At 69.5% G+C, this 24,998-nt stretch carries 25 protein-coding genes, 1 tRNA gene, 1 pseudogene and 1 riboswitch; of the genes and pseudogenes, 19 read left to right on the top strand and 8 right to left on the bottom strand.

The features are described from left to right. The first annotated feature begins 34 nt into the window (after window positions 1–34). The 4 genes from QR78_RS16890 to QR78_RS16875 all read left to right on the top strand — a co-directional run bounded on the left by QR78_RS16890 (window position 35) and on the right by QR78_RS16875 (window position 2,993). Window positions 35–1,054, top strand: a complete 1,020-nt coding sequence (locus tag QR78_RS16890) for a DUF817 domain-containing protein (RefSeq protein ID WP_082171628.1) — start codon at window positions 35–37, stop codon at window positions 1,052–1,054. Window positions 1,055–1,062: 8 nt separating this feature from the next. Continuing rightward, on the top strand, window positions 1,063–2,181 hold the full coding sequence (locus QR78_RS16885; RefSeq protein WP_048428716.1) for a S1C family serine protease: 1,119 nt from the start codon (window positions 1,063–1,065) through the stop codon (window positions 2,179–2,181). A gap of 79 nt (window positions 2,182–2,260) precedes the next feature. Beyond that, the gene (locus QR78_RS16880; protein WP_048428715.1) at window positions 2,261–2,536 is read left to right on the top strand and encodes a hypothetical protein; all 276 of its coding nucleotides are present in this window, start codon (window positions 2,261–2,263) and stop codon (window positions 2,534–2,536) included. 91 nt (window positions 2,537–2,627) lie between these two features. Next, complete coding sequence (locus QR78_RS16875) at window positions 2,628–2,993, top strand: hypothetical protein (RefSeq protein ID WP_048428714.1); 366 nt, start codon at window positions 2,628–2,630, stop codon at window positions 2,991–2,993. Between the two features lie 3 nt (window positions 2,994–2,996). Here QR78_RS16875 and QR78_RS16870 read toward each other — a convergent pair whose 3' ends face one another. After that, window positions 2,997–4,304 (bottom strand): flavin monoamine oxidase family protein, encoded by a 1,308-nt coding sequence (locus QR78_RS16870; RefSeq protein ID WP_048428713.1) that lies wholly within the window; start codon window positions 4,302–4,304, stop codon window positions 2,997–2,999. A 136-nt stretch (window positions 4,305–4,440) separates the two neighbouring features. Between QR78_RS16870 and QR78_RS16865 the strand changes: the two genes are divergently transcribed. Both QR78_RS16865 and QR78_RS16860 read left to right on the top strand, forming a co-directional pair. Then, complete coding sequence (locus QR78_RS16865) at window positions 4,441–4,923, top strand: GNAT family N-acetyltransferase (protein WP_048428712.1); 483 nt, start codon at window positions 4,441–4,443, stop codon at window positions 4,921–4,923. A 217-nt stretch (window positions 4,924–5,140) separates the two neighbouring features. After that, the gene (locus tag QR78_RS16860; protein ID WP_048428711.1) at window positions 5,141–5,500 is read left to right on the top strand and encodes a hypothetical protein; all 360 of its coding nucleotides are present in this window, start codon (window positions 5,141–5,143) and stop codon (window positions 5,498–5,500) included. 68 nt (window positions 5,501–5,568) lie between these two features. Here QR78_RS16860 and QR78_RS16855 read toward each other — a convergent pair whose 3' ends face one another. From QR78_RS16855 to carA, 3 genes are all read right to left on the bottom strand, one after another. Continuing rightward, entirely contained in the window at window positions 5,569–6,261 is a 693-nt protein-coding gene (locus tag QR78_RS16855) for a class I SAM-dependent methyltransferase (RefSeq protein WP_048428710.1), read from the bottom strand. Between the two features lie 32 nt (window positions 6,262–6,293). Beyond that, window positions 6,294–6,665, bottom strand: a complete 372-nt coding sequence (locus QR78_RS16850) for a hypothetical protein (RefSeq protein WP_048428709.1) — start codon at window positions 6,663–6,665, stop codon at window positions 6,294–6,296. Window positions 6,666–6,806: 141 nt separating this feature from the next. After that, window positions 6,807–8,021 carry a glutamine-hydrolyzing carbamoyl-phosphate synthase small subunit gene (gene carA, locus QR78_RS16845; RefSeq protein ID WP_048428708.1) on the bottom strand — a complete coding sequence of 405 codons (1,215 nt, stop codon included), beginning with the start codon at window positions 8,019–8,021 and terminating at the stop codon, window positions 6,807–6,809. A gap of 185 nt (window positions 8,022–8,206) precedes the next feature. Here carA and QR78_RS16840 point away from each other — a divergent pair, with 185 nt between their 5' ends. The 4 genes from QR78_RS16840 to rpoD all read left to right on the top strand — a co-directional run bounded on the left by QR78_RS16840 (window position 8,207) and on the right by rpoD (window position 15,488). After that, window positions 8,207–8,665, top strand: coding sequence for a GatB/YqeY domain-containing protein (locus tag QR78_RS16840; protein ID WP_048428707.1), 459 nt, complete (start codon window positions 8,207–8,209; stop codon window positions 8,663–8,665). 479 nt (window positions 8,666–9,144) lie between these two features. Further along, window positions 9,145–11,238, top strand: a complete 2,094-nt coding sequence (locus tag QR78_RS16835; protein ID WP_125900951.1) for a methyl-accepting chemotaxis protein — start codon at window positions 9,145–9,147, stop codon at window positions 11,236–11,238. Between the two features lie 120 nt (window positions 11,239–11,358). Then, the gene (gene dnaG, locus QR78_RS16830) at window positions 11,359–13,275 is read left to right on the top strand and encodes a DNA primase (RefSeq protein WP_048428706.1); all 1,917 of its coding nucleotides are present in this window, start codon (window positions 11,359–11,361) and stop codon (window positions 13,273–13,275) included. A gap of 215 nt (window positions 13,276–13,490) precedes the next feature. Then, complete coding sequence (rpoD, locus tag QR78_RS16825) at window positions 13,491–15,488, top strand: RNA polymerase sigma factor RpoD (RefSeq protein WP_048428705.1); 1,998 nt, start codon at window positions 13,491–13,493, stop codon at window positions 15,486–15,488. Window positions 15,489–15,548: 60 nt separating this feature from the next. Here the strand turns inward: rpoD and QR78_RS16820 are convergent, their stop codons facing one another. After that, window positions 15,549–15,800 (bottom strand): DUF2798 domain-containing protein, encoded by a 252-nt coding sequence (locus QR78_RS16820; protein ID WP_048428704.1) that lies wholly within the window; start codon window positions 15,798–15,800, stop codon window positions 15,549–15,551. Window positions 15,801–16,083: 283 nt separating this feature from the next. Here QR78_RS16820 and QR78_RS16815 point away from each other — a divergent pair, with 283 nt between their 5' ends. The 7 genes from QR78_RS16815 to QR78_RS32925 all read left to right on the top strand — a co-directional run bounded on the left by QR78_RS16815 (window position 16,084) and on the right by QR78_RS32925 (window position 22,391). Continuing rightward, the gene (locus QR78_RS16815; RefSeq protein ID WP_048428703.1) at window positions 16,084–17,331 is read left to right on the top strand and encodes an adenylate/guanylate cyclase domain-containing protein; all 1,248 of its coding nucleotides are present in this window, start codon (window positions 16,084–16,086) and stop codon (window positions 17,329–17,331) included. Window positions 17,332–17,372: 41 nt separating this feature from the next. Next, a riboswitch (TPP riboswitch) is annotated at window positions 17,373–17,506 on the top strand. Between the two features lie 66 nt (window positions 17,507–17,572). After that, on the top strand, window positions 17,573–18,769 hold the full coding sequence (gene thiO / locus QR78_RS16810) for a glycine oxidase ThiO (RefSeq protein WP_048428702.1): 1,197 nt from the start codon (window positions 17,573–17,575) through the stop codon (window positions 18,767–18,769). Further along, window positions 18,766–18,978 (top strand): sulfur carrier protein ThiS, encoded by a 213-nt coding sequence (gene thiS / locus QR78_RS16805; protein WP_048428701.1) that lies wholly within the window; start codon window positions 18,766–18,768, stop codon window positions 18,976–18,978. Before thiO ends, thiS begins: the two co-directional genes overlap by 4 nt. Before the next feature lie 27 nt (window positions 18,979–19,005). After that, on the top strand, window positions 19,006–19,785 hold the full coding sequence (gene thiG / locus QR78_RS16800; RefSeq protein WP_048428700.1) for a thiazole synthase: 780 nt from the start codon (window positions 19,006–19,008) through the stop codon (window positions 19,783–19,785). Beyond that, window positions 19,782–20,378 carry a thiamine phosphate synthase gene (locus QR78_RS16795; protein WP_048428699.1) on the top strand — a complete coding sequence of 199 codons (597 nt, stop codon included), beginning with the start codon at window positions 19,782–19,784 and terminating at the stop codon, window positions 20,376–20,378. The genes thiG and QR78_RS16795 overlap by 4 nt, the downstream gene beginning before the upstream one ends. A gap of 262 nt (window positions 20,379–20,640) precedes the next feature. Then, window positions 20,641–20,982 carry a hypothetical protein gene (locus QR78_RS34210; RefSeq protein ID WP_125901221.1) on the top strand — a complete coding sequence of 114 codons (342 nt, stop codon included), beginning with the start codon at window positions 20,641–20,643 and terminating at the stop codon, window positions 20,980–20,982. A gap of 80 nt (window positions 20,983–21,062) precedes the next feature. After that, entirely contained in the window at window positions 21,063–22,391 is a 1,329-nt protein-coding gene (locus QR78_RS32925) for an AIPR family protein (protein ID WP_125901219.1), read from the top strand. Window positions 22,392–22,484: 93 nt separating this feature from the next. Here the strand turns inward: QR78_RS32925 and QR78_RS16790 are convergent. The 3 genes from QR78_RS16790 to QR78_RS16780 form a co-directional block, all read right to left on the bottom strand. Beyond that, a tRNA-Leu gene (locus QR78_RS16790) sits at window positions 22,485–22,570 on the bottom strand. 119 nt (window positions 22,571–22,689) lie between these two features. Beyond that, window positions 22,690–23,910, bottom strand: coding sequence for an FAD-dependent oxidoreductase (locus QR78_RS16785; protein WP_048428698.1), 1,221 nt, complete (start codon window positions 23,908–23,910; stop codon window positions 22,690–22,692). Window positions 23,911–23,913: 3 nt separating this feature from the next. Further along, window positions 23,914–24,171 (bottom strand): zinc-finger domain-containing protein, encoded by a 258-nt coding sequence (locus QR78_RS16780; RefSeq protein ID WP_048428697.1) that lies wholly within the window; start codon window positions 24,169–24,171, stop codon window positions 23,914–23,916. A 213-nt stretch (window positions 24,172–24,384) separates the two neighbouring features. Here QR78_RS16780 and QR78_RS16775 point away from each other — a divergent pair, with 213 nt between their 5' ends. Together QR78_RS16775 and QR78_RS36105 are read left to right on the top strand one after the other, a co-directional pair. Next, window positions 24,385–24,711: a DUF456 family protein gene (locus tag QR78_RS16775; RefSeq protein ID WP_048428696.1), complete on the top strand. Its 327-nt coding sequence runs from the start codon at window positions 24,385–24,387 to the stop codon at window positions 24,709–24,711. Between the two features lie 111 nt (window positions 24,712–24,822). After that, a pseudogene (locus QR78_RS36105) lies at window positions 24,823–24,998 on the top strand (type I methionyl aminopeptidase); the annotation flags it as partial.

Below are 24,998 nucleotides of genomic sequence, written 5' to 3'. Positions count from 1 at the left end.
TGCTCGTGCCGCAGCGCCACTTGGCGGTGACGCGATGCCGCCCGACAGTGCCGCGCGGCTCTGGGCGCCGCTCGCGCGCCTGTCCGCCCGGGAGGCGGGTCTGGGGGAATGGGCGCAGGCGCGCGGCAAGGCGGCGGCCGGCCTCTACGAGTTCGTGCGCTTCGGCGTGAAGCAGGGCTGGGCCTGCCTGTTCGGCGGGGCGTTGTGCGGGCTCCTGATCCTCACCCACCTCGTCTATCCGGCGGGCGCGCCGCTCGCCCGCTACGACGTCCTGACGCTCGCGGCGGTCGCGATCCAGGTCGCGATGCTGGCCTTCCGCCTCGAGACCTGGGAGGAGGCCAAGGTGATCCTGGTCTTCCACGTCGTCGGTACCGCCATGGAGCTGTTCAAGACGAAGGTCGGCTCCTGGGTCTATCCCGAGCCGAGCCTGCTGCGCCTCGCGGGCGTGCCGCTCTTCACCGGCTTCCTGTACGGCAGCGTCGGCTCCTACCTCGCCCGGGTCTGGCGCCTGTTCGATTTCCGCTTCACCCGCCACCCGCCGCTCTGGGCCCTCGCGGTCCTGTCGCTGGCGATCTACGCGAACTTCTTCACCCAGCACGTCGTGGCGGACCTGCGCCTCGGCCTGTTCGCGGCCGCCGCCCTCCTGTTCGGACCCGCGGTGATCCACTTCAAGGTCTGGCGGGTCCACCGACGGATGCCGCTGCTGCTGGGCCTCCTCCTCGTCACCCTGTTCATCTGGTTTGCCGAGAACATCGGCACGGCGACGCGGGGCTGGATCTACCCGCATCAGGCCGCCGGCTGGGCCGCGGTGTCGCCGCAGAAGTTCGGCTCGTGGTTCCTCCTGATGATCATCTCCTACACCCTGGTCGCCCTGGTGAGCCGGCCCAGGATCTTTGCCGAGGCGAAAACCGTCGCCGGCCCGGAGATTGACGTGGCGCCGGGCCGGCCCAGTTCCCGAAGGGCAGGCCGGGAGGCGGGCCGCGCTCCCGCGGGTCCGTCCCCGGCCGCGTGTTCCATCGCCGTCCCCTCCACCGCAGCCTGTCCCACGGAGTGACGAAACCGGTGCCCGATCGTTTCCTGCGGATCGCCGTCACGGCGGCCCTGCTGCTGCTCGCCCTGTTCGTGGCGCAGCCCTACGTCACGAGCCTGCTCTTCTCCGCCGACGCGCCGCGGGCGGTGACGGCGCGGGGCGACCTCTCGCAGGCCGAGGCCTCGACGGTGGCCCTGTTCGAGCGCGCCGCGCCCTCGGTGGTCTACGTCTTCGCCCGGGCGCAGCAGGGGGCGGTCTCGTTCGATCCCGAGACCGGCGAGCGCCGGCAGGGCGGGGGCGAGCAGACCGGCTCCGGCTTCGTCTGGGACGCGGCCGGCCACATCGTGACCAACAACCACGTCATCCAGGGCGGCGGCGACATCCAGGTCCGGCTCTCCACCGGCGAGGTCGTCCCCGCGACGCTCGCCGGCACCGATCCGAACTACGACCTCGCGGTGCTGAAGCTCGGGCGCGTCACCGCCAGCCCGCCGCCGATCGCCATCGGCACCTCCGGCGACCTGAAGGTCGGGCAGTTCACCTACGCGATCGGCAACCCGTTCGGCCTCGACCACACCCTGACGACCGGCGTGGTCAGCGCCCTCCAGCGCCGGCTGCCGACCGCGGAGGGCCGCGAGCTGTCGGGCGTGATCCAGACCGACGCGGCGATCAACCCGGGCAATTCCGGCGGCCCGCTGCTCGATTCCGCCGGGCGCCTGATCGGCGTCAACACCGCGATCTTCTCGCCCTCGGGCGCCAGCGCCGGCATCGGCTTCGCCATTCCGGTCGACGTGGTCAACCGGGTGGTACCGAACCTGATCCGCACCGGCCGCACCCCGAGCCCGGGCATCGGCATCGTGGCGGCGAGCGAGGACGCGGCGGCGCGGCTCGGCATCGACGGCATCGTGGTGGTGCGGGTCCTGCCGGGATCGCCCGCCGCCCAGGCCGGCCTCCAGGGCGTCGATTCGGCGAGCGGGGAACTCGGCGACATCATCATGGGGGTGAACGGCCGCCCGGTGCGGCGGCTGGCCGACCTGACCGCGGCGCTGGAAGCGAGCGGCGTCGGCCGCAGCGTCGCGCTCCAGGTCGAGCGCGACGGGCGGGCCGTCACCGTCACGGTCACCCCGGCCGATATGGGCCGGGGACGACGGTGATCGGGCGGCCGCCGCACGGCTCGCCGCGCGCGGGGCGAAAGGCTATCCTGGGGCCGACCCCTCGCCGAGCCGCCCCGCCGTGACCGCACGTTCCTCCGCCATCCTCGCCCTGGCCGTTCTCGTTCCGGCCGCCGTCGCGCTGCCCGCCGTCGCGGGCGAGCGCGGCGTCCGCCCGGCCCGCCTGTGCCCGCAGGACGCACCGCCCGGCGTGCGCCTGCCCGACCGGCCGCACTGCCGCGAGGCGCCTCAGGCCGTGCGGAGCGGGGCCGCCCCCGGCTTCATCGATCTCGGCAACGGCACCTCGCTGCGCGTCAGCGGCCGGGCGGCCTACGAGGTCGGTGCACGCACGCGATAGCCATCCCCTGCGCCCTCCGCGACCCGGGCGCACCGGAACCCTCCGGGCCGCCCCCGCATTCGCTCCTCGACCGACATGGAGGGCGCAGGTGATGGGCGCGACGATCCTTGCGGCCTGCGAAGGCCGCCACTGGCGCTACGAGATCGCCGAGCACGCCGACGGCTACGTCGTGCGCATGCGCGACCTCGATACCGGCGACGTCGAGGCGGACGGCATCACGGTGTTCCGCACCATGCCGGTGGCCTTCGCCTTCGCGGAGATGTCGGCGGCCTTCGACCGCTTCACCGCCTCGACCGACGACGAGCCGGACGATTTCGAGACCGCGACCGACTTCGCGGTGAGCGAGCGCGCCTTCTGCGACCTCAGCACCCTGCTGTGCGACGGGGGCGTCGCCGGCAGCCTGGTCCAGGCCTGGGAGCGCCGGCCGGCCGACGGGCCCCGGCAGACGCTGCACTGAGCGTCACGAGCCGAGCCGCGCCAGCACGGCGCGTGCCGCCCGCTCGCCGTCGAGCGTCGCGCCGCCCACCGTCATCGCGCCCCCGCCCGCCGCAGCCTCGCCCGCGAAGAACACCCGCTCGACGAGCGGGATCCGCAGGGCCTCGCGGGCGGCAAGCCGCCCGGGCCGCGCGATGGAGTAGCTGCCCCGGCTGAACGGGTCGGTCCACCACGCAGCGAGCCGCCCGCCCGACACGGCGCCGCGGATTCCGGCCCCGAACACGCTCGCCAGATGGTCGCCCGCCGCTGCGACGGCCGCCGCCTCGCCGGCCTCGCACAGGGCGCGGGCGCCGTCGCCGCCGCAATGCAGCACCGCCAGCGGCCTGTCGAAGGGCCGCATCTCCAGATAGGCGGTGAAGCCCGGCGTGCCGCTGGTCAGGATCACGGCGTCGCGAAGGTCCTTCGCCTTGGCCGGGTCGAGGGCGAGGCCGATCTTGGTGTAGGCGCCCATCCCCAGCCCCGCCACGGCCGCGGCGGTCGAAGCCGGCAGGTCGGGGGTGAAGCGCACGCTGCCCGCCGCCAGCACGCCGACCGGCACGGTCACGATCGCGCAGGCCGCCCGCAGGGTACCGCCCGGCGTCTCGACCGCCACGCCCGGGCCGCGCCAATCGATCCCGGTTACGGGCGTACCGAGGCGTAACGGCAGCTCGGCGTAGTGACGGGCGACGAGGGCACCGTAGCCGTCGACCCAGATGTCGTCACCGGACCAGAGCTGGTCGTAATCGGCGGACGACACCCGGTCCGGCTCCTCGCCGAGGGTGAGGCGGGTGAGCCCGGTCGCGGCTCCCCGCACCGCCTCGTCCTCCCCCGCCACGGCCTGCGCCACCGAGCGGTCCGGCCCGGCCGGATGATCGAGGAGGCCGCTCACCCGGCCGAACCCCGCCCGGCGCTGGCGGCGCTCGTCCTCGCTCGCGCGCACCCCGTCCTTGATCAGGACCGGCCAGGGTCCCGTGGCGTCGCCGCTCGTCCGCACGCCCGATGCCCGCACGATCTCCCGCCAGGGGTTGCGCTCGGCCCAGTGGACGTATTGCGCTCCGGCATCGAAGCTCCGCCCCGCTCCCAGGGCGGTCTCGGTGAAGGCCCGCCCGCCGAGACGCGTCCGCGCTTCCAGCACCACGACGCCGTGGCCGCCCCGGCGGATCGCCGCCGCCGCGGCGAGGCCGGCGGCCCCGGCACCGATCACCACGACCTCGACCTCCGCGGCGGCGCGGGCCCTGGCGGAGGCCGCCAGCACGGCCGCTCCGGCCAGGAGGGAGCGACGCGACAGCGTCATCCCGGTTCTCCGAGTTCGTTCCTGTGAGACTTTACCTCGGCGCGGCCGAAGCGCCGGCAAGCGGCGCGCGGCGAAATACCGCCCGGCCGGGCCGCAGCGCTTCCGCACCCGGCCCCCTGCCGCTAAGAGCGGCGCCATGCCGATCCGCCCCGCCCGTCCCGACGACGCCCCCGCCATCTGGTCGATCCTCGCGCCGGTGATCCGCGCCGGCGAGACCTACACCCTCGACCCGGACATGACCGAGGCCGAGGCCCTGGCCTACTGGATGGGGCCGGACAAGGAGACCTTCGTCGCCGAGGAGGCGGGCGAGGTCGTCGGCACCTACTACATGCGGCCGAATCAGGCCGGCGGCGGCAGCCACGTCTGCAATTGCGGATACATGACGCGCACCGGCGCGACGGGACGGGGAATCGCCCGGGGGATGGCGGAGCATTCCCTCGCTCACGCCCGCGCACGCGGCTATCGGGGCATGCAGTTCAACTTCGTCGTCAGCACGAACGAGCGGGCGGTGCGGCTATGGCATTCCCTCGGCTTTGAGACGGTCGGGCGCCTGCCGCTGGCGTTTCGGCATCCGACCCACGGCGAAGTGGATGCGCTGGTGATGTTCCGGGTGTTATGAGCGCGGCCGGGCAGTGGATTGTCCACACCCGCGCCGGGAACCTCACCCGCTCCAGAATGCGCCCATGATTTCGGAATACGCGTCCTGAAGTGCTGCAATCGCCCCGCACCGGCTCCGTGACACGACTGTCGCGGTTGAACAGCGAAAAATATCGGCATTGCGGAGTTTGGATCGTAACCGACGACCGGCGATGATCGGTCGGGGACGGTAGCACATCATGGTGATCGGCATCTGCCTGGCATCGGCTTTCCCACTGCTCTTGCTGGGCATGTGGCATCGGATGAAGCTCGAAGGCATCGTTCGGTCGAAGGTTCCGAAGATGGCGGAGGAGGAGTTTCGCGTCGCCGTCGGATATTGGGTCTGGAATTCGATGATTCCCGACGCCGCGCGGCGCCACCACGTCCGGGGCACGAGCGCCGCCGCGACGGCGATGATTCTGGCCGGTGCCGGATTCTGGCAAGCGGGGTATCACCCTCTGATCCTGATTATCCTGATAGGCGGAGCGGTACACGCGCTCCTCGATCTTGTGCGGCAAGCCCGGAAGTTCGAACGCGGACGCCGCACGCAAGCGAACTGATGGCGCCTGGTGGTCGCGCCTCGCTCGCGTCGCCGGCAGCTTTTCACGATGCGGGTGAATCCTCGACTTCACACCCGCGCCACGAACGCCATCCGCCGCTGGTTGTGCCCGAGATTCCGCGGCATCCGCTGCGCCGTGAAGCCGGCATCGCGCAGCCGGGCGAGCATGTCCGCCTCGTCGTAGCGGGACAGCCCGAGCCGGCGGCGCAAGCTGCGGTAATCCGACAGGAACGTGCGGGCGAGGCCCAGCAGGGCTGCGAGGAGAAAGCCGTCGCGCCGTGCGAAGGCCAGGAGGGCGGCCGCGTCCGCGACGGCGCCGAGCTGCGGCGGGATCACGTCCGCGAGGATCAGGCGGCCGCCCGGCGCGAGGGCGCGGTGCCAGTCCCTCAGACAGGCCTCGAGTTCGGCGGCCGTCAGGTACTGCGCCAGGGAATTCGCCACCACGAGGTCGAGGCTCGCCGCGGGCAGGGCGGCGACCTCCTCGGGCGCGAGCACGGCGATGGTCGGCGTACCGGCGAAACGCTGCCCGAGGGCGTCGCGCCGGCGCGGGGAGGCGTCGCAGAGGAGGAGCCGGCCGCAGACCTCGGCAATCCGGTCGGCGAAGAGCGCCTCGCCGCTGCCATGGTCGAGGACGATCGCCCCCGGATGCGGCACCAGGGCGGCGATCTCGTCCGCCAGCCCGGCATAGTGCCGGGCCTTGTGGCGGGCGTTGACGTAGATCGGGGTGTCCCGATCCCAGAATTCGCGCCAGGAGGAGACCACGCCGTTCCTCCCGCTCCCGGCGCCGTGCGGCCTCAGCCGCCGATGAACAGAACCGAGATCGCGCGGTCGATCGAGAGGTAGAACACCGCGAAGGCGACGACGGCGGCCAGCGCGAACTCGGCGGCGTCGTTCGGCAGGGCGCGCAGCTCGCGCAGGGTCTCGCGGCCGTAGAGGGCGCCGAGCCAGGCCAGCGTCAGCACCACCGGCATCGCGAACAGGAACGACCAGGTGCTCTCGACGCGGCTCGCCATCGGGTCGATCAGCGCCCGGATGTTGCGCACCCAGGGCGCCTGGATTGCGGCCGCCAGGGTGGTGACCCAGGCCAGCCCCACGGCGATGCCGAGATGGGTCGTGAAGGTGCGGTGCAGGCGCGAGAAGGTGTCGGTCGCGGCGTGGTCGGTCACTGGGCAAGCCCCCGAAATCGCGGCCCCGCGACGATCGTTGGATCGTCGTCGCTCGAAGGCCCCGTGGACGGCCGGGAGAATCGGCCGCGAGTTCGGGTTTTTTGTGGCTGCGGCCGGAATCGGCCGCAACCTTTTTCGGAGTTACGCGTTGCTGCTCTTCGTCTCGCGCATGAGGCTGACGAACCGGTCGAACAGGTAGTGGCTGTCCTGCGGCCCCGGCGAGGCCTCCGGGTGGTGCTGCACCGAGAAGGCCGGACGGTCGGTGAGGGACAGGCCGCAATTCGAGCCGTCGAACAGCGAGACGTGGGTCTCGACGGCGTTCGCCGGCAGGCTGGCGGGATCGACCGCGAAGCCGTGGTTCATCGAGACGATCTCGACCTTGCCGGTGGTGTGGTCCTTCACCGGGTGGTTGGCGCCGTGATGGCCCTGGCTCATCTTCACGGTGCGGCCGCCGAGCGCGAGGCCCATCAGCTGGTGGCCGAGGCAGATGCCGAAGGTCGGGACCTTCTGGTCGAGGAGGGCGCGGATCACCGGCACGGCGTATTCGCCGGTCGCCGCCGGGTCGCCCGGGCCGTTCGACAGGAAGACGCCGTCGGGCTTCAGCGCCAGCACCTCGTCGGCGGTGGCCGTCGCCGGCACCACGGTAACGTCGCAGCCGGCCTTGGCGAGGAGGCGCAGGATGTTGCGCTTCACGCCGTAATCGATCGCCACGACCTTGAGGCCTTCGCCCGCCGCCCGGCTGCCGTAGCCGGCCGGGTGCTGCCAGGAGGTCTCGCCCCAGGTGGTAGAGGCCTTGCTCGTCACCGGCGGCACGAGGTCGAGGCCTTCCATCGGCGGCAGCGCGGCGGCCTTGGCGGTCAGGGCCTCGCGGTCGAAGCGGCCCGCCGGGTCGTTGGCCAGGATGGCGTTCGGCATGCCGCGGTCGCGGATCAGCGCGGTGAGCGCCCTGGTGTCGATGCCGGTGATGCCGACGATGCCGCGGGCCTTGAGCCAGCCGTCGAGGTGACGCGACGAGCGCCAGTTCGAGGGGTTCGTCACCGCCGAGGCGATCACCGCGCCGCGCACGCCGGAGGCCGGCGCCGCGTCGAGGCTCTCGAGGTCCTCGTCGTTGGTGCCGACATTGCCGATATGCGGGAAGGTGAAGGTGACGATCTGCCCGGCATAGGACGGATCGGTCAGGATCTCCTGGTAGCCGGTCATCGCGGTGTTGAAGCAGACCTCGCCGGCGGCCTCGCCGGTGGCGCCGATGCCGAAACCCTCCAGGATCGTGCCGTCGGCGAGCACCAGGAGGGCGGTCGCGACGGGCTCGGCCCAGCCTTCGGGTTGCGCGGGGGCGGCCGCGTCGTCTTGCAGCATGATGTTGAACTCGCTTATGTCGCGGCCGGGTCCGGCCGACGGGCGCGGCCGGCTGTTTACGAGGCCGGCGGCGGCCCGGTCAATCTGGGGATGCCCCGGTATCCCCTCAAGTGCCTCGACTTTCAAGAGCCTTGCGGGAGCACGTGCAAGTGCCTCGCCCCCACCGAGAACACCAGGAGACCGGCATGCTGCGCCAGCGCCTCACCGCCGAGATGAAGGAAGCCATGAAGGCCGGCGACAAGGCGAAGCTCGCCACCGTCCGGCTGATCCAGGCCGCCCTGAAGGACAAGGACATCGAAGCCCGCGGCTTGGCCAAGGAGCCGCTCTCCGACGAGGAGATCTTTTCCCTGCTCCAGAAGATGATCAAGCAGCGCAACGAATCCGCCACGGTCTACGACCAGGGCGGCCGCCCGGAACTCGCCGAGGCCGAGCGCGCCGAGGCCGCGATCATCGCCCAGTTCCTGCCCCAGCAGATGGACGAGGACGAGACCCGTGCGGCCATCCAGGCCGCCATCGCGGAGACCGGTGCCGCCTCGCCGAAGGACATGGGCAAGGTCATCGCCGCCCTCAAAGGGGCCTATGCCGGCCGGATGGACTTCGCCAAGGCGAGCGGCCTGGTGAAGGGGATGCTGGCCCAGGGCTGACCGCCCTCCGGTTCTACCCCGGTTCGCCCCGACCCCGTCGGGGGAGGGGGGCGGATCCGCGTCCTCGTCCCGCGGGCCGGGGCCGTTCGCGGTTGACCGGTCCCATGGTCGATCGGTCCGATTCGAAACGGCGTGGATCCCCGGCTCCCCCACGAGGGCCGGGCGATCCGCGCCGTTTCGTCGTTCGGGCGTCGCGTCGCGCAGGGCGGTCAAGCTCCGGGCGAACCCCTGCGGCACCGGCCGATGAATCGGATGTCGGAAGTGCGGGCCGGTCTGTGTCGCCCGGTACTGCGGCATCATGACGAGCGCATGTAATCCAACGACCGCTCGTCCTGCAGCAAATCTGCGTATTCGCTTGGCGCCGCAGCGTTTCGGCGTTCACGGCCTGATATTGTTAGTTTTTGATTAAGAGTAATTCCGTCAGAATGCGCGTGCGGTCCCATGGAAACTTGGTGGGATTGCGTGCGTGGAGGTCCGTGGTGAGATCGCTGTTGTCTGTCCGGGCGCTGGTGCTCGGGATCACGCTGGCGCTGGGCGCGATCGTCGGCGCGGTGACCCTCGACGGGGTGCTCCGGGCCTGGACCGGGCATCGCGATGCCGGGACCGTGGCGGCCGCCGCCCGGCTCGACCAGCGCGTCCTCGACGCGATGCAGGCTTTCCGCTCGGAGCGCGGCGACACTGCCGCCACCTTGAGCCTGTCGGGCGATCAGGTCGCGACGATGCGCAAGGTCATCGACGGTCATCGCGGCCGGGTCGACGGCGCGGTCGGCGCGCTCCTCGCCGCGCCTGCCGACCTCGCGGTGCCGGGCCTCGCCGAGGCGCTGAAGGCGCTCGACGCCGCCTATCGCGACCAGCTTGCCCTGCGGCGCCTCGCCGACGAGGCCTACGGCGTCGACGTGGGTGCCCGCGACAAGGCCCTCGCCCCGCGGGTGCTGAAGACCGGCGACGCCGTCCTGTCCCGGCTCGAGGGCGTCTCGGCCTCGCTCGAGCGCCAGATGGCCCGCCTCGACCCCGAAACCCGGCTCCTGACCGGCATCAAGACCAATGCCTGGACGACGCGGGCCACCGCCGGCTCGCTGGCGGTCGTGGTCAACACCGTCCTGTCGACCCGGACGCCCCTGACGCCCGAGCAGGCCGATGCGGTGCAGGCCCTGCGCGGCCGCTACGAGGCGGCCTGGGCCATGGTCGAGGGGGCCTCCGCCGATCTGCCGCCGCGCATCGCGGCCTCGGTCGCGGCCGCGCAGGGCGCCTATTTCACGCCCGAGGTCAGCACCGCCATCCAGCGCAACCTGCGCGCCTTCGCGCCCGGCGCCGAGGCGGCGATGACGCTGCCCGAGTGGCAGAAATTCGTCACCCCGAAGCTCAACACCCTCGTGGCGGTGGCGAGCGAGGCCCTCAGCGTCGGCGCCGAGCGGGCGGCCGACGCGGCCGAGGCCGCCCAGCGGCGGCTGATCGCCAACGCGGCCCTGTTCGCAGCGGCCCTGCTGCTGGTGGGCGCGAGCTGTGCGGTCGCGCAGCTGCGCATCGCCCGGCCGATCCGCCGCATGACGCAGGCGATGCAGGCGCTGGCGGAGGGCGATGCCAGCGTGACGGTGCCGGCGGTCGGCCGGCGCGACGAGATCGGCGCCATGGCGGCGACCGTGCAGGTGTTTCGCGACAACCTGATCCGCGCCCGCGCCCTGGAGACGGAGACGGCGCAGGCCCGCGCCTCGGCCGAGGAGCAGCGCCGGATCGGGATGCGCCAGATGGCGGATTCCTTCGAGCGGACGGTGGGCGGCATCGTCGGGCAGGTCACGGCCTCGGCCGCGGAACTTCAGACCACCGCCGCCGCGATGAGCGACGGAGCCACGCGGACCGCCGGACGCACCACCGCCGTCGCGGCCGCCGCCGGGCAGACCGCCGAGAATGTCGGCACCGTCGCGGCGGCCGCCGAGGAGCTCGGCGCCTCGGTGGGCGAGATCGGCCGACAGGTCACGGGATCGGCCGCGCTCGCCCGCACGGCGGTCGACGAGGCCGCCGGCACCGCCGGTCACATGCGCGAACTGAGCGAAGCGGTCGCCCGCATCGGCGATGTCGTCGGCCTGATCTCGTCGATCGCGGCCCAGACCAACCTGCTCGCGCTCAACGCCACGATCGAGGCGGCCCGCGCTGGGGTTGCCGGCCGGGGCTTTGCCGTGGTGGCGGCGGAGGTGAAGGAGCTCGCCGGCCAGACGGCGCGGGCGACCGAGGAGATCACCGGCCAGATCGGTCGCATCCAGGGCAAGACCGGCGACGCGGTCACGGCGATCGAGGCGATCACCGGGCGGATCGCCGAGATCGACCGGGTCTCGGTCGGGATCGCGGCGGCGGTCGACCAGCAGGGGATCGCGACCCGCGAGATCGTCCGCAACGTGGCCGAGGCCGCCACCGGCACCCATGCGATGACGGAGACGATCACCGCGGTGGCGGGCGCGGCCGGGGAGACCGGCGCTGCGGCCACCCAGGTGCTCGCCGCCTCCTCCGAGCTGTCGCGGCAATCCGAGCGGCTCTCGGCCGAGCTGACCGGCTTCCTCGCCACGGTCCGGGCGGCCTGACAGCCGCGTCCGGGCGGCCTGACGGCAACCCGTCGCCGCCGGGGGCGGCCATGCCGCCTCCGTTAGGACTCCGCTGACCAAGACGCGCTACAAGGCAGATCCCCCGGACCGGATGTCATCGTGCGCTATCCGCCTCATCTGCTCGAAGAGATCCGCTCCCGCCTGCCGGCCTCCGAGGTCGTCGGCCGGCGCGTGCGCCTCAAGAAGGCGGGGCGGGAATGGCGCGGCCTGTCGCCGTTCAACGCCGAAAAGTCGCCCTCCTTCTACGTCAACGACCAGAAGCAGTTCTACCACTGCTTCTCCTCGGGCAAGCACGGCGACATCTTCACCTTCGTGATGGAAACGGAAGGGGTCTCGTTCCCCGAGGCCGTCGAGCGCCTGGCCTCCGAGGCCGGGGTCGCCCTGCCGGCGCCGAGCGAGGCCTCCCGCGAGAGCGAGACCCGGCGGCGCGGCGCCCTCGAGGTGATGGAGCTCGCCTGCGTCTTCTTCGAGGAGCAGCTCGCCGGGCGGGCGGGGGGCCGCGCCCGCGACTATCTCGCCGGCCGCGGGCTCGACGGCGAGATCCGCCGCACCTTCCGCCTCGGCTACGCGCCGCCCGAGCGCTACGGGTTGCGCGACCACCTCGCCGCCCGGGACGTGCCGGCCGAGCTGATGGTGGAGCTGAACCTTCTCACCACCGGCGACGACATCAAGGTCCCGTTCGACCGCTTTCGCGATCGGGTGATCTTTCCGATCCGCGACGTGCGCGGCCGGGTCGTCGCCTTCGGCGGCCGCGGCATGAGCCCGGACGCCAAGCCCAAATACCTGAACTCCTCCGAGACGCCGCTCTTCCACAAGGGGCGGATGCTCTACAACCACCACGCCGCCCGCAAGAGCGCGCACGATACCGGGCGGGTGATCGCGGTCGAGGGCTACGTCGACGCCATCGCGATGACGCTGGCCGGGCACCCGGAGGTGGTCGCCTCGCTGGGCACGGCACTCACCGAGGACCAGCTCGCCCTGCTCTGGCGCATGGCCGACGAGCCGATCCTGTGCTTCGACGGCGACGGGGCGGGCCGGCGCGCCGCCTACCGCGCCCTCGACGTGGCGTTGCCGGCGCTGCAGCCGGGAAAATCCCTGCGCTTCGCCCTGATGCCCGAGGGCCAGGATCCGGACGACCTGTTGCGCACTGGTGGCCCGAGCGCGATCGACCGGGTGCTCGACGGCGCCAAGCCCCTCGTCGACGTCCTGTGGTCGCGCGAGACCGAGATGAGCCCGGTCGACACGCCGGAGCGGCGGGCCGGCCTCGCCCATCGCCTGCGCGAGATCGTCGGCGGCATCCGCGACGAGACCCTGAAGCGCTACTACCGCGACGAGATCGAGGCCCGCCTGCGCTCCCTGAGCCCCAACAACGCCAACCGCCAGCCGGGCGGCGGCGGGGACCGCGCCTATGGCCGGGAGCGCACACCCTTCGTGCCGCGGGGCCGCGGCGCGCCGCCGGCCCCGGTCTCGCCGCGGCTCACAGCCCGGGCGAGCCCGCTGCTCGCCCGCTCCTCGCTGTTCTCCGGCGGCTCGTCCTCCCGCGAGGCCCTGATCGTCGCCGCCCTCCTGGTCCATCCCGAACTGCTCGCCCGCGAGGCCGAGGAACTGGCCGAGGTCGCGTTCGAGGGGGCGGATGCGCGGGCGTTGCGCGGAGCGCTCCTCGACCTCGCGGCGGAAGGAGGTGCGAGCGACGCGGCCCTTCTCGATGCGCGGCTCGAACGCGCCGGGCTCACGGCGGCCGCGGGCCGCGTCGCGAGCCTCGTGCGGCCCGGCGACCGCTGGATCCTCGATCCCCACGCCGATCCGGTGCGGCTGGAGGACGCGCTTCGGCAGGCCGTGATCTTGCACCGCAAGGCCGGAACGCTACATAGCGAACTCCGGGCCGCCGAACGCGCCCTGGCGGAAGAGGAAACGGAGGCCAACTTCGCCTGGTTGCGCGACGTGAAGGGCCGCCTCTCCGTGGTGGCCGGCGCCGAGGGCGAAACGGAGGCGGCCGATGACGGAGAATCGTCCTGACGGGCCGCTCGCGGCCCCTCGCGACGTGGGACTCGGGCGACGCACGACTTGCGGCTTGCGCCCCGACTGGTTTACGGCAAGCCGATAGAATGGCTTGCAATTCTGCGTGAGATCCTGGGACGGCATCCGCGCCGCCCGACGCGACATCACGGTGCCGGCACGGCGGGAGCCTCCCCCGCCCGGGCACTGCCGACACCGGGAAGCATAGGCTGAGCATGGCGACGAAGGCAACGGAACGAGACGAGACCGAGGCGGCCCCCGAGCAGCAGACCGACGGCCCGCTCCTCGACCTGACGGATGCCTCCGTCAAGCGGATGATCAAGCTCGCCAAGAAGCGCGGCTACGTCACCTACGACGAGCTGAACGAGGTGCTGCCCCAGGAGGAGTTCACCTCCGAGCAGATCGAGGACGTGCTCGGTCAGCTGTCCGAGCTGGGCGTGAACGTGGTCGAGGCCGAGGAGGCCGACGAGCAGCAGGGCGAGGCCCCGGCCCAGGAGGGCGCCGAGGAGGAAGAGGCGAGCGAGGGCGGCGAAGTCGCCGAGGTCGCCGCCGCCCGCCCCGTCGCCCTGCGCGCCGAGACCACCAAGGAGCCGACGGATCGCACCGACGATCCGGTGCGGATGTACCTGCGCGAGATGGGCTCGGTCGAGCTTCTCTCCCGCGAGGGCGAGATCGCGATCGCCAAGCGGATCGAGGCCGGGCGCGAGGCGATGATCGCCGGCCTGTGCGAGAGCCCGCTGACCTTCCAGGCCATCATCATCTGGCGCGACGAGCTCGTCGACGGCCGGGTGCTCCTGCGCGACATCATCGATCTCGAAGCCACCTATGCCGGCCCCGACGGCCGCGCCGGCCCCGCCGAGGGCGAGGGCGAGGCCGAGGAGGAGGGCGACGCCGAGGGCGAGACCCCGCCGGAGGGCGAGGGCGACGAGGACGACCTCGAGAACAACGTGTCGCTCTCGGCCATGGAGGCCGAGCTGAAGCCGCGCGTGCTCGAGACCTTCGACGCGATCGCCGAGAACTACCGCAAGCTGCGCAAGGTCCAGGCCGAGCAGGCCGAGACCCGGCTCAAGGGCGCCGAGGCCTCCGAGTCGCAGGGTCAGCGCTACTCCGAGTTGAAGAACACCGTCGTCGCCGACGTGAAGTCGCTGTCGCTCAACGCCAACCGCATCGAGGCGCTGGTCGAGCAGCTCTACGACATCAACAAGCGGCTGATCTCGCATGAGGGCCGCCTGATGCGGCTCGCCGAGAATCACGGCGTCGCCCGCGACGAGTTCCTGCGCCACTACCAGGGCTACGAGCTCGATCCGCACTGGGTCGAGCGGGTGGCCAAGCTCGGTGGCAAGGGCTGGAAGAATTTCACCGAGCGCGGCGCCGTCAACATCCTGACGCTGCGCGAGCAGATCATCTCGCTCGCCTCCGAGACCGGCCTGGAGATCCAGGAGTACCGGAAGATCGTCCACATGGTCCAGAAGGGCGAGCGCGAAGCCCGCCAGGCCAAGAAGGAGATGATCGAGGCGAACCTGCGGCTCGTGATCTCGATCGCCAAGAAGTACACCAACCGCGGCCTGCAGTTCCTGGACCTGATCCAGGAGGGCAATATCGGCCTGATGAAGGCCGTGGATAAGTTCGAGTACCGCCGCGGCTACAAGTTCTCGACCTACGCGACCTGGTGGATCCGGCAGGCGATCACCCGCTCGATCGCCGACCAGGCCCGCACGATCCGTATCCCGGTGCACATGATCGAGACGATCAACAAGATCGTCCGGACCTCGCGCCAGATGCTGCACGAGATCGGCCGCGAGCCGACCCCGGAGGAGCTGGCCGAGAAGCTGGCGATGCCGCTGGAGAAGGTCCGCAAGGTCCTCAAGATCGCCAAGGAGCCGATCTCCCTCGAGACCCCGATCGGCGACGAGGAGGATTCCCACCTCGGCGACTTCATCGAGGACAAGAACGTCGTCCTGCCGATCGACGCGGCGATCCAGTCGAACCTGCGCGAGACCACGACCCGGGTGCTCGCCTCGCTCACCCCCCGCGAGGAGCGGGTGCTGCGCATGCGCTTCGGTATCGGCATGAACACCGACCACACCCTCGAGGAGGTCGGCCAGCAATTCTCGGTGACCCGCGAGCGTATCCGCCAGATCGAGGCCAAGGCCCTGCGCAAGCTCAAGCATCCGAGCCGGTCCAGGAAGCTGCGCAGCTTCCTCGACAACTGAGCGTTCACCACGATCGATCGCGAAAGGCCCGGGAGGCAGCTGCCTCCCGGGCCTTTCGCATTACAGCGGCGCGACGATCCGTGCCACGGCGCGCCGCACCAGCGGCAGGACGAGCAGCAGCGTCGGAAAGGCGACGAGCCAGGAAAAATCCCAGGCGCGGGGCCAGTGCCACAGCGCATCGGACGTGGCGCCGAGGCTGAGCAGGGTCGCGAGACCTGAGACGATGCAGGTCATCAGGATCGAGAGCAGGAAGGCGGTCACCAGCGGCGCGGTATGGGCCGGCAGTCGGCGCGGGGTGAGGAAGGAGGTCATGACGCGTCTTTCGAAGCGGATGGACCCGCCCGGGACCAAGGCGACGCGCGCTTGCCCGGTGGAACCACCCAGGGAGCGCGTTGCTTGACGTGAGACGCTTACGGCCGGGCGGGACGGTGTCCCGGGGGCAGATCCGGTTTTAGCAGGAGCAGGCCCGACCGCCAAGGTTATGCCGGGCGGCCTCGTTGCCTCGCGACCTCTGCCCTCGGCAGCCGTGGCGGCGTCCTCCGATACCCTCTTCCCAAGCCTTGCCGTCCCGCGCGGCGAAGCCCATGTCAGAGCCATGCACGACCAGCCTCGCCCCAACTCCGCTCCGACGCCCACGGCCGCGGCGGACGGGTCGGAGGCGAGCGACATTCCGATCGGCCTGTTTCGCGAATGCGTGGCCTTGCGCGACTGGCTCTTGAGCGAGGGCGCGCGGCTGCCGGAATCCGGTGACCTGCTGGCCGGCATGGCCGAGCGGCTGAACGACCTCGGCGTGCCGGTCGACCGGGCGACCACCGCCATCGACGCCCTGCACTCGGACTATTCCGGCGTCGGCCGGTTCTGGACCCGGGAGGACGGCGTCAGTTTTCGCCTGTTCCCGCACGGCGAGGCGTCCGAGAAGGCGCTCTCCCGCTCTCCCTTCGCGCATGTCTACGCCACCGGCCAGTGGCTGATCCTCGATCTGCGCCAGACGCCCGACGACCAGTTCAGCATCGTCCCGGAGCTCAAAAGCGCGGGCTACACGCATTACATCACCGTACCGCTGTTCTTCACCAACGGCACCAAGAACGGCGTGACCTTCGCGACCCGCGATCCCCGCGGCTTTGCCGACGACGACCTCGCCATCCTGCGCTTCATCATCCCGACCCTGTCGGCGGTGATGGAGATGCGTGGGCTCAACGCGCGGCTCGACCATGTGCTGCGGGTCTATGTCGGCGACGGGCCGCACCAGGCGATCCTCGCCGGCTTCATCCGCCGCGGCCAGGTCGAGCGGATCCGCTCGGCGATCCTGTTCGCCGACATGCGCGGCTATACCCACCTCACCGACGCCCTCACCCCCGAGGCCTCGGTGGAGTTGCTGAACACCTATTTCGACTGCCTAGTGCCGCCGATCGAGAGCGAGGGCGGCGAGGTCTTGAAATACATGGGCGACGGCCTTCTCGCGATCTTTCGCGAGAGCGGCGATGATCTCGGCGGCGCGGCGCAGGGTGCGCTCTCGGCCGCGCAGGCGGCGTTGCGGCGCGTCGAGGAGGCCAACCGGGCCGGGCGCTTTCCCACCCGCATCGAGATCGGCATCGCGCTCCACCACGGCGAGGCCGCCTACGGCAATGTCGGCTCCGGCGCGCGGCTCGATTTCACCGTGATCGGCCGCGACGTGAATCTGGCGAGCCGGCTCGCCAAGCTCAACAAGATCCTGTCCGAGCCCCTCCTGATGTCGAAGCCCTTCGTCGACTTCCTGTGGGGCGATCCCGAACTCCTCGGCACCCACCCCCTCGACGGCATTGCCGAGGAGATGGCGATCTACCGGCCCGGCAAGGGTGGTTGATCGAGGGCGGTTGACGAAAGTGGGCCGGCTCGCCACATTCCGGCCGTTCCAGGGAGATCCCCGGCAAGGGGCTGAGACACCGCTGGACTGCAGGCTCTTACGCCTCGGTCGGCGCGGAAATCCTTCGAACCTGATCCGGCTCATACCGGCGTAGGGATTGGACAGGCCCGTTCAGGGCTCTCGCGCATCATCCGGTTGCCGGGCGCTGTCCACTCTCTTCGGGCGACCGTGGAGAACGAGGGTGCACGCGCAAGCGATCGGACGGCGGAACGGGCCGGCGATATCCCCAGAGACCGACCGGCTGCCGGAGCGCGCCGACGTCGCGGTGATCGGCGCCGGGCTGATCGGCCTCTCGGTCGCCTGGCGGCTGGCGCGCGCCGGCCTCGCCGTCGCGGTGGTCGAGCGGGGCCGGGCCGGAGACGGGGCGAGCCTTGCCGCCACCGGCATGCTGGCGGCCGCCGCCGAGCACGAGCCCGGCGGCGAGGGCCTGTCGCCGCTCTGCGTCGAGAGCCAGCGCCTCTGGCACCCGTTTCGCGACGACCTCGAAGCCGAATCCGGTCTCACCATCGATTACCGCCGCGAGGGCACGCTGGTCATCGCGCTCGGCCGCGACGAGGTCGAGCGTCTGCGCTTCCGCCACGAACTGCAGCGGCGCGATGGCCTCGCCGCCGAGTGGCTGTCGGGCCCGGCGGTGCGCGCCCGCGAGCCGGGCCTGCGCCCCACCGTCACGGCCGGCCTCTTCTGCCCCGACGACCATCAGGTCGATCCCGCCCGGGTGATGGCGGCCCTCCGCCAAGCGCTGCGGGCGGCCGGCGGGCGGCTCGTCGAGGAGACGACCGTCACGGCGCTCACCCGCGAGGGCGGGCGGGTCACCGGCATCGAGACCTCGGCCGGCGCGCTACGGGCCGGCACCACGGTGCTGGCCTCCGGCGCCTGGGCCGGGGAGGGGGGGCTGATCCCCGATCTCGCCCTGCCGGTGCGCCCGCTCAAGGGCCAGTCGATGGCGCTGCAGATGACGCCGCGCAGCGGCCGGCTCACCCACGTCGTCTGGACCGAGCAGGTCCACATGGCGCCGAAGGACGACGGCACGCTGATCGTCGGCGCCACCGTCGAGGAGACCGGCTTCGACCCCCACCTCACCGCCGGCGGCCTCTACGCCCTGCTGGAGGGCGCCCGCCGGGCGCTTCCGGGCGTCGAGGAGATGCGGGTGGCCGGCGTCTGGAGCGGCTTTCGCCCGACCTCCGACGACGACGCCCCGATCCTCGGCGAGGCGCTGCCGGGCCTCGTGCTCGCCGCCGGCCACCACCGCAACGGCTACCTGCTCGCCCCCGTCACCGCCGAGGCGGTCGCCGCCCTGATCCTGCGCGGCGAGACGCTGCCGGTCGCCGCACCCTTCGGCCTTGCCCGCTTCACCCCGTCGCCCCGCGAGACCCCATGAAGATCCTCGTCAACGGCGAGCCCCGCGAGAGCGCGGCCGCCACCCTCGACGCCCTGTGGCGCGAGGAGACCGCCGACCTCGACCTCTCCGGCCCCCAGGGCTTCGCCATCGCCCTCAACGGCGCCGTGGTGCGCCAGCGCGCCTGGGCCGAGACGCCGCTCGGCGAGGGCGACCGCGTCGAGATCGTGCGCGCCATGCAGGGCGGCTAGACACTCAAGAGATCCGGAGACACCCCCATGACCGACTCCCACGACGACCCGTTCGTCATCGCCGGCACGACGCTTGCCTCGCGCCTCCTCATCGGCACCGCCGGCTACCCGACGCAAGCCATCATGAGCGAGGCGGTGCGGGCGAGCGGGGCCGAGGTGGTGACGGTCTCGATCCGCCGCATCTCGCTCCACGGCCACGGCTCGGACACGGTGGCGCGGCTGAAGGGCGCCCGCTTCCTGCCCAACACCGCCGGCTGCGAGACCGCCCGCGACGCGGTGATGACCGCGGAGCTCGCCCGCGAGGCGCTCGGCACCAACTGGATCAAGGTCGAGGTGATCGGCGACCGCGAGACGCTCTACCCCGACGTCGCCGAGACGATCGAGGCCACCCGCCAGCTGGTCGATTCCGGCTTCGTCGTGCTGCCCTATTGCAACGACGATCCGGTGGTGTGCAGCCGGCTCGCCGATCTCGGCGCGGCCGCCGTGATGCCGATGGGCTCGCTCATCGGCTCCGGCATGGGCGTCGCCAACCCGGCGAACCTCGAACTGATCTGCCGCCGCTCTCCGGTGCCGGTGATCGTCGATGCCGGCATCGGCACCGCTTCGGACGCCGTGGTGGCGATGGAGCTGGGGGCCGCGGCCGTCCTCCTCAACACCGCCGTCGCCAAGGCCGACGATCCGGTGCGGATGGCCGCCGCGATGCGCCATGCCGTCGAGGCCGGCCGCCTGGCGCATCGCGCCGGCCGCATCCCGCGTCGCGCCCGGGCCGAGCCGTCGAGCCCGCAACTCGGCCTCGTCGGCTCGTGAGCCTGCCCGCCCGCCTCCTGATCGTCACCGACCGGCACGGCTGCCCCGAGCCGCTGGAGACCCGCGTCGCCGCCTGCCTCGCGGCCGGCGCCCGCTGGGTCTGGCTGCGCGACCGCGACCTGCCGGCGCCGGAGCGGGCGGCCCTCGCCAAGACCCTGGCCGCGCAGGTGGCCCGGGTCGGCGGGGCGCTGACCATCGGGCGCGACGTGGAGCTGGCGGCGCAGGTGGGGGCGGCCGGCGTGCAGCTCGGCGACGCGGCGGCGGTCGCCCCGGCCCGGGCGCGGCTGGGGCGGGGGGCGTTGCTCGGCGTCTCGGCGCATTCGCTGGCCGAGGTGCGGGCGGCGCGGGAAGCGGGGGCGGATTACGTGACCCTGAGCCCGATTTTTCTGACGGCCAGTAAGCCGGGATATGGGCCGGCTTTGGGGCTTGCCGCGCTCGGCGAGGCGACCGCCTTGATGCCGGTCGTGGCGCTGGGCGGCCTTGATCCGACGACGGCGCCGTCCTGCCGCGCGGTGGGGGCTGCCGCCGTGGCCGTGATGGGGTTGGTGATGAAAACGCTAAACGTTCAAACAGTGATGTCTGAAATAAATTGAATATTTTTTGGGAAAAACCTTGATTTGTTAGGATATTTCAGTAATATATGGTAAAATATATCATTATCAATAATAACATGCAGGTCGATAAAAGAAAACGCGATGTCCAGATTGATTGTTATAATTGGCCAATTTAACACCTTTGTGTTCTGCAAATAGCTGTGATATCGTGAGCATGAGATTCAAGTGCCAAAAAATTATGGATGCAAATAGAGTAATATCAAATATAATAATTTACTTCATGGTATAAGGGAGGTATCAAATGGATGTTGTTACGCAGAGTTTGCTGAAAGAATTCTCTGAGAGTCAAAAGATTGAAAACCAATCTGAGTCTGATAAATTTGAGGCATTTGTCAATTATATTGTAGTTTCAGATTTATATCCAGAAGAATTTGATTTTAGTATTATTGCTACAGGAAAAGGAGAGTTCGGTATCGATGGGGTCGCAGTCATTGTCAATGATGTCCTAGTCGACGATGAAGAGCAGTTAGAAGATATAATTGTTCATAATTCAACATTGCAAGTGCAATTTTTGTTTGTTCAATCCAAGACTAGTTCTTCTTTTGATAGCGGAGATATGTCAAAATTTTTCAGGCGGTTCTAGATTTTTTTGGAAGTAGACCTGCGTTCGCACAGAGCGATCGCATACACGATTTAAATAAGCTTAAAAATCGCCTATACGAGGTGGCCGGTAAGTTTGCAAGAGGCTTGCCAAAGGTTTCTCTATTTTATGCAACTACTGGAACTTGGAATGAAGATCAAAATCTATGTGCGATCAGGGACGGTTTCATAGCGCAAGCAAATTCTCTACACATGTTTTCATCATTTACGTTTAATCCTATAGACGCAACGCGCATACAGAAGCTTTATTTTCAGACAAAAAATGCCTTTCGTGTTACAATAACATTTTTGCAAAATATATCATTGCCAGAAATTCCGAATGTCCGCGAGTCGTACATTGGATTAATCCCTATTTCCGAATATCTAAAAATGATTACTGATGAAGAGGGTAATGTTCGTCGCCGTCTATTTTTTGACAATATACGAGACTTTCAAGGGGATACGCCTGTAAATATATCGATCGCCGACACGCTAAATTCAACAAGCTGTATTGAGTTTCCGCTGAGAAATAACGGCATCACGATCATGACCCGCAAGCTGCAGCGTGTTGGTCCTCAATTCACTCTAGAAGATTTTCAAATCGTTAATGGATGTCAGACGAGCCATGTAATTGCTGCAAGGGCAACACAAAAAAATCAAGCAACAATGATACCAATAAAAATTGTCGCCACTGAAGACGAAGAGGTGGCGCGACAAGTGATTGTAGCATCAAACTCGCAAAATAAAGTCGATCAGGAAAGTTTTTGGGCTCTTGATCCTATACATAAGGCAATCGAGATATATTTTGAGTCAAAAACGGGAGATCAACGGCTTTATTATGAGCGACGTCCTGGCCATTTCAATACGGTGGCTGGTATTGAAAAAGTGCGAGTTGTTACAAAAGATCTACTCTTGAAGGTTTACGCATCGGTCTTTTTAGAGCAGCCTAATCAAGTTGGCCGTTATTATAAAGACTTGACTCCTATGATAGGCAAAGAGGTTTTCAATCCAACCCACGAAGTTCATTCTTACTATACTGCAGCTTTCATCGCGTTTAGACTCGAGTTTTTATTTCGAAACCGACGCCTTGACACCGATTGGAAGCCATTTAGATTTCAAATAATAATGGCAGCTCGCCTTTTAATTGAGCGCAATTACGGACTGGATCCAAAAGAACGGCGTTCTCAGCTGTATTGTAAAGCAATCGACGCTATTATGCTAGACCCCGACAGGGCACAAATCGTTTTCGAACGTGCGACTGATGCCATTAAGACCGCTGTGTCCGAATTGAAGGATCAGGGGGCAGAGCTAGATCGTAGAACTGCAAAGATGAGAGATATGCGTGACAAGCTTCGAGCCGTAATAGGAGCAGGCGTACAGGGAGATGATATAGTTCAATCAAATATTTTGTAGTATTTAATAACCGTACCGATCACAGACTGCATGATTCATTCAACGCGCAATAAATAATAAAATGACATTTTCAATTTTTTATACCGATAAAGGTGGTGCGGACGGCGGGACTCGAACCCGCACGACCAGAGGTCGCAAGATTTTAAGTCTCGTGCGTCTACCGATTCCGCCACGTCCGCGCGGGGCTTGCCCGATCCGTCCGGGTTAGCCGGGGGCGGGGCCCAGATCAAGGCCCCGTTGCGGTCGGGTTAGCCGGGGGCGGGGCCCAGATCAAGGCCCCGTTGCGGTCTCACAACCCTCAGGCCGGGCGCCAGCCGTAGAGCCAGGCGTAGCGCTCGGTCATCTGCTCGGGCCGCAGGCGTCCCATCACGAGGTCGCGGGCCGCCGCGACGAGGGGGCCGGCGTGGTAGACGCGGCCGTTGCGGCGGGCGTGGTTCTGGATCAGGCGCACCCGCTCGACCCGGGCCGCAGCGTAGGCGGACAACGCCGCCGGCACCGGCCGGTCGGCCTCGAGGCTGTGGGCCAGCACAGCGGCATCCTCGATCGCCATCGCGGCGCCCTGGGCCAGGAAGGGCAGCACCGGATGGGCGGCGTCGCCCAGGAGCGCGATCCGGCCGCGGGCCATCGGGCGGGCGGCGGCGCGGTCGGTCAGCGGCCAGACCAGCCAGGATTCGGGTCGGGCGAGCAGGTCGGCGAGCGGTGGGGCGGCATCCGCGAAGGCGGCGCGCAGGCGCGCGGGGTCGCCCGTCCCGGCCCAGTCCTCGCCGCCGGGCTGGTCGGGCATCACCGCCACGAGGTTGAGCCGGCGCCCGGCATTGATCGGGTAATGCACGACGTGGCGACGCGGGCCGAGCCACAGGCCGGTCTCGTCGGCGAGGAAGGCGTCGGGCACCGCCTCGCGCGGCAGGGTGGCGCGCCAGGCCGATTCGCCGCGGGGGCGCAAGGGGCGCCGGTCGAGGGCTGCGCGCAAGCCCGAGCGCACGCCGTCGGCCGCCACCACGAGCTCGGCTTCGAGCGTCTCGCTGCGGCCGCCGTCGCTGGTGAGCGTCAGGGTGGCGTGGTCGGGGGCGTCGCGCACGCCCGCGACGGTGCGGCCGACGAGCAGGCGGATGCCGGGGCGGCCGCGGGCGGCGTCGAGCAAAATGGTCTGGAGGTCGGCGCGGTGGACGACCCAGTAGGGCGCGCCGAAGCGCTCGCGCATCGCGGCGCCAAGCGCGATCGCGCCGATCTCCCGCCCATGCGCGATGCCGCGGATGCGCACCCGCTCCGGCTCGCCGGCGACGCGGCGCAGCGGCAGGCCGAGGCCGAGATCGGTGAGCACCCGGCTGGCATTGGGGGAGAGCTGCAGGCCCGCCCCGACCTCGCTGAAGGCGGTGCGGCGCTCGACGAGGGTCACCGCGTGGCCGCGGGCGGCGAGCGCCAGGGCGGCGGTCAGCCCGCCGATGCCGGCCCCGACGATCGCGACGCGCAGGCCCGGCCGGTCGGCGACCGGCCGTCCCGGCGCGGGAGGGAGCGCCAAGGCCTACTCGGCCGCGAGGCGGGCGCGGTCGTCCCAGACGCTGGAGGCCGGCGCCGCGGTCCCGGCCTTCAGGCTCGGGTTGTAGCGGTACAGCGTCGAGCAATACTGGCAGATGATCTCGGAATCGGCGCCCATGTCGAGGAAGACGTGGGGATGGTCGAACGGCGGCAGCGCGCCGATGCACATGAACTCCTTCGAGCCCACCTGGATGACCTGGACGCCGTCCTGGTTGTGGAAGTGCGGGACCGCCTTGTCTGCCATCGCGTCCGGGTTCCTGACTGCGCGGGGCGTGAGCCCCCGATTCTCGCGGGGCACGCTGGCCCCTATCCTCGCGCTCTCCTAGCCCCTCGGGGGCGCCGCGCCTAGGGGTGCGGGCGCAGGCCTGTGCCCCACCCGGGGCCATCCGCCGCCGTTTGGTCACGGTCCTGCGGCATCGGGGGCCCGACAAGGCTTCGTCACACGAGAGGATCGCCCGTGACCCGTTTCCCGCCGAGGCTCGCCCTCCTCGCCGCCGCCCTCGGCGCCTCCCTCCTGGCGGCGCCTGCGGCGCAGGCCCAGAGCCGCACCGTCGTCGGCGCCGGGGCCGGCGCGGTGGCGGGCGCCCTCGTGGCCGGACCGATCGGCGCGGTGGTGGGCGGGGTCGTCGGCGCCGCCTGGGGCGAATCGGGCCGGCGCCCGCGCCGGGTCGCCCGGCGGGCGCGTCGCCACCCCATCGCCGCGCGGTACGCCGCGCCGCGTCCGGTCGCCCGGATCGCCCAGCGCGAGGGCAGCCGGCCGCGGGCCTGGGTCGATCCGCGCTGAGTGCGCGCATCGCTTCGGGTCCTTGGCTTCGGGTCCTTGGCTTCGGCGCCGGAACCCCCTACATCGAACGGCATCCCACGCCGCGCCAGCAGCATCTTTTTCGGGCCCCCGATGAGTCGTGACGAGCAGAGTGCGGTCAAGGACGGCCGCCGGCAGGAGCCGCCGATCCACGGCCCCGAGGCCTTCGCGGCCATGCGCAAGGCCGGCCGGCTCACCGCCGAGGCCCTGGACCTTCTGATGGAGGCGGTGACGCCGGGCGTCACCACCGAGGCGCTCGACCGCCTCGC

It is taken from the genome of Methylobacterium indicum, assembly GCF_001043895.1.
Classification (GTDB): Bacteria; Pseudomonadota; Alphaproteobacteria; order Rhizobiales; family Beijerinckiaceae; genus Methylobacterium; species Methylobacterium indicum.
Note: the sequence above shows the minus strand (reverse complement) of the source record. Positions and strands in the feature narration are given on the sequence as shown.

Coding starts and splice junctions, on each gene's coding strand:
- QR78_RS16780 (WP_048428697.1), bottom strand. CDS start 24,171: ATGGCAGACAAGGCGGTCCCGCACTTCCACAACCAGGACGGCGTCCAG.
- QR78_RS16890 (WP_082171628.1), top strand. CDS start 35: ATGCCGCCCGACAGTGCCGCGCGGCTCTGGGCGCCGCTCGCGCGCCTG.
- QR78_RS16820 (WP_048428704.1), bottom strand. CDS start 15,800: ATGACCTCCTTCCTCACCCCGCGCCGACTGCCGGCCCATACCGCGCCG.
- QR78_RS16860 (WP_048428711.1), top strand. CDS start 5,141: ATGGTGATCGGCATCTGCCTGGCATCGGCTTTCCCACTGCTCTTGCTG.
- thiG (WP_048428700.1), top strand. CDS start 19,006: ATGACCGACTCCCACGACGACCCGTTCGTCATCGCCGGCACGACGCTT.
- QR78_RS16815 (WP_048428703.1), top strand. CDS start 16,084: ATGCACGACCAGCCTCGCCCCAACTCCGCTCCGACGCCCACGGCCGCG.
- QR78_RS34210 (WP_125901221.1), top strand. CDS start 20,641: ATGGATGTTGTTACGCAGAGTTTGCTGAAAGAATTCTCTGAGAGTCAA.
- thiS (WP_048428701.1), top strand. CDS start 18,766: ATGAAGATCCTCGTCAACGGCGAGCCCCGCGAGAGCGCGGCCGCCACC.
- rpoD (WP_048428705.1), top strand. CDS start 13,491: ATGGCGACGAAGGCAACGGAACGAGACGAGACCGAGGCGGCCCCCGAG.
- QR78_RS16875 (WP_048428714.1), top strand. CDS start 2,628: ATGGGCGCGACGATCCTTGCGGCCTGCGAAGGCCGCCACTGGCGCTAC.
- carA (WP_048428708.1), bottom strand. CDS start 8,021: ATGCTGCAAGACGACGCGGCCGCCCCCGCGCAACCCGAAGGCTGGGCC.
- QR78_RS16865 (WP_048428712.1), top strand. CDS start 4,441: ATGCCGATCCGCCCCGCCCGTCCCGACGACGCCCCCGCCATCTGGTCG.
- QR78_RS16870 (WP_048428713.1), bottom strand. CDS start 4,304: ATGACGCTGTCGCGTCGCTCCCTCCTGGCCGGAGCGGCCGTGCTGGCG.
- QR78_RS16840 (WP_048428707.1), top strand. CDS start 8,207: ATGCTGCGCCAGCGCCTCACCGCCGAGATGAAGGAAGCCATGAAGGCC.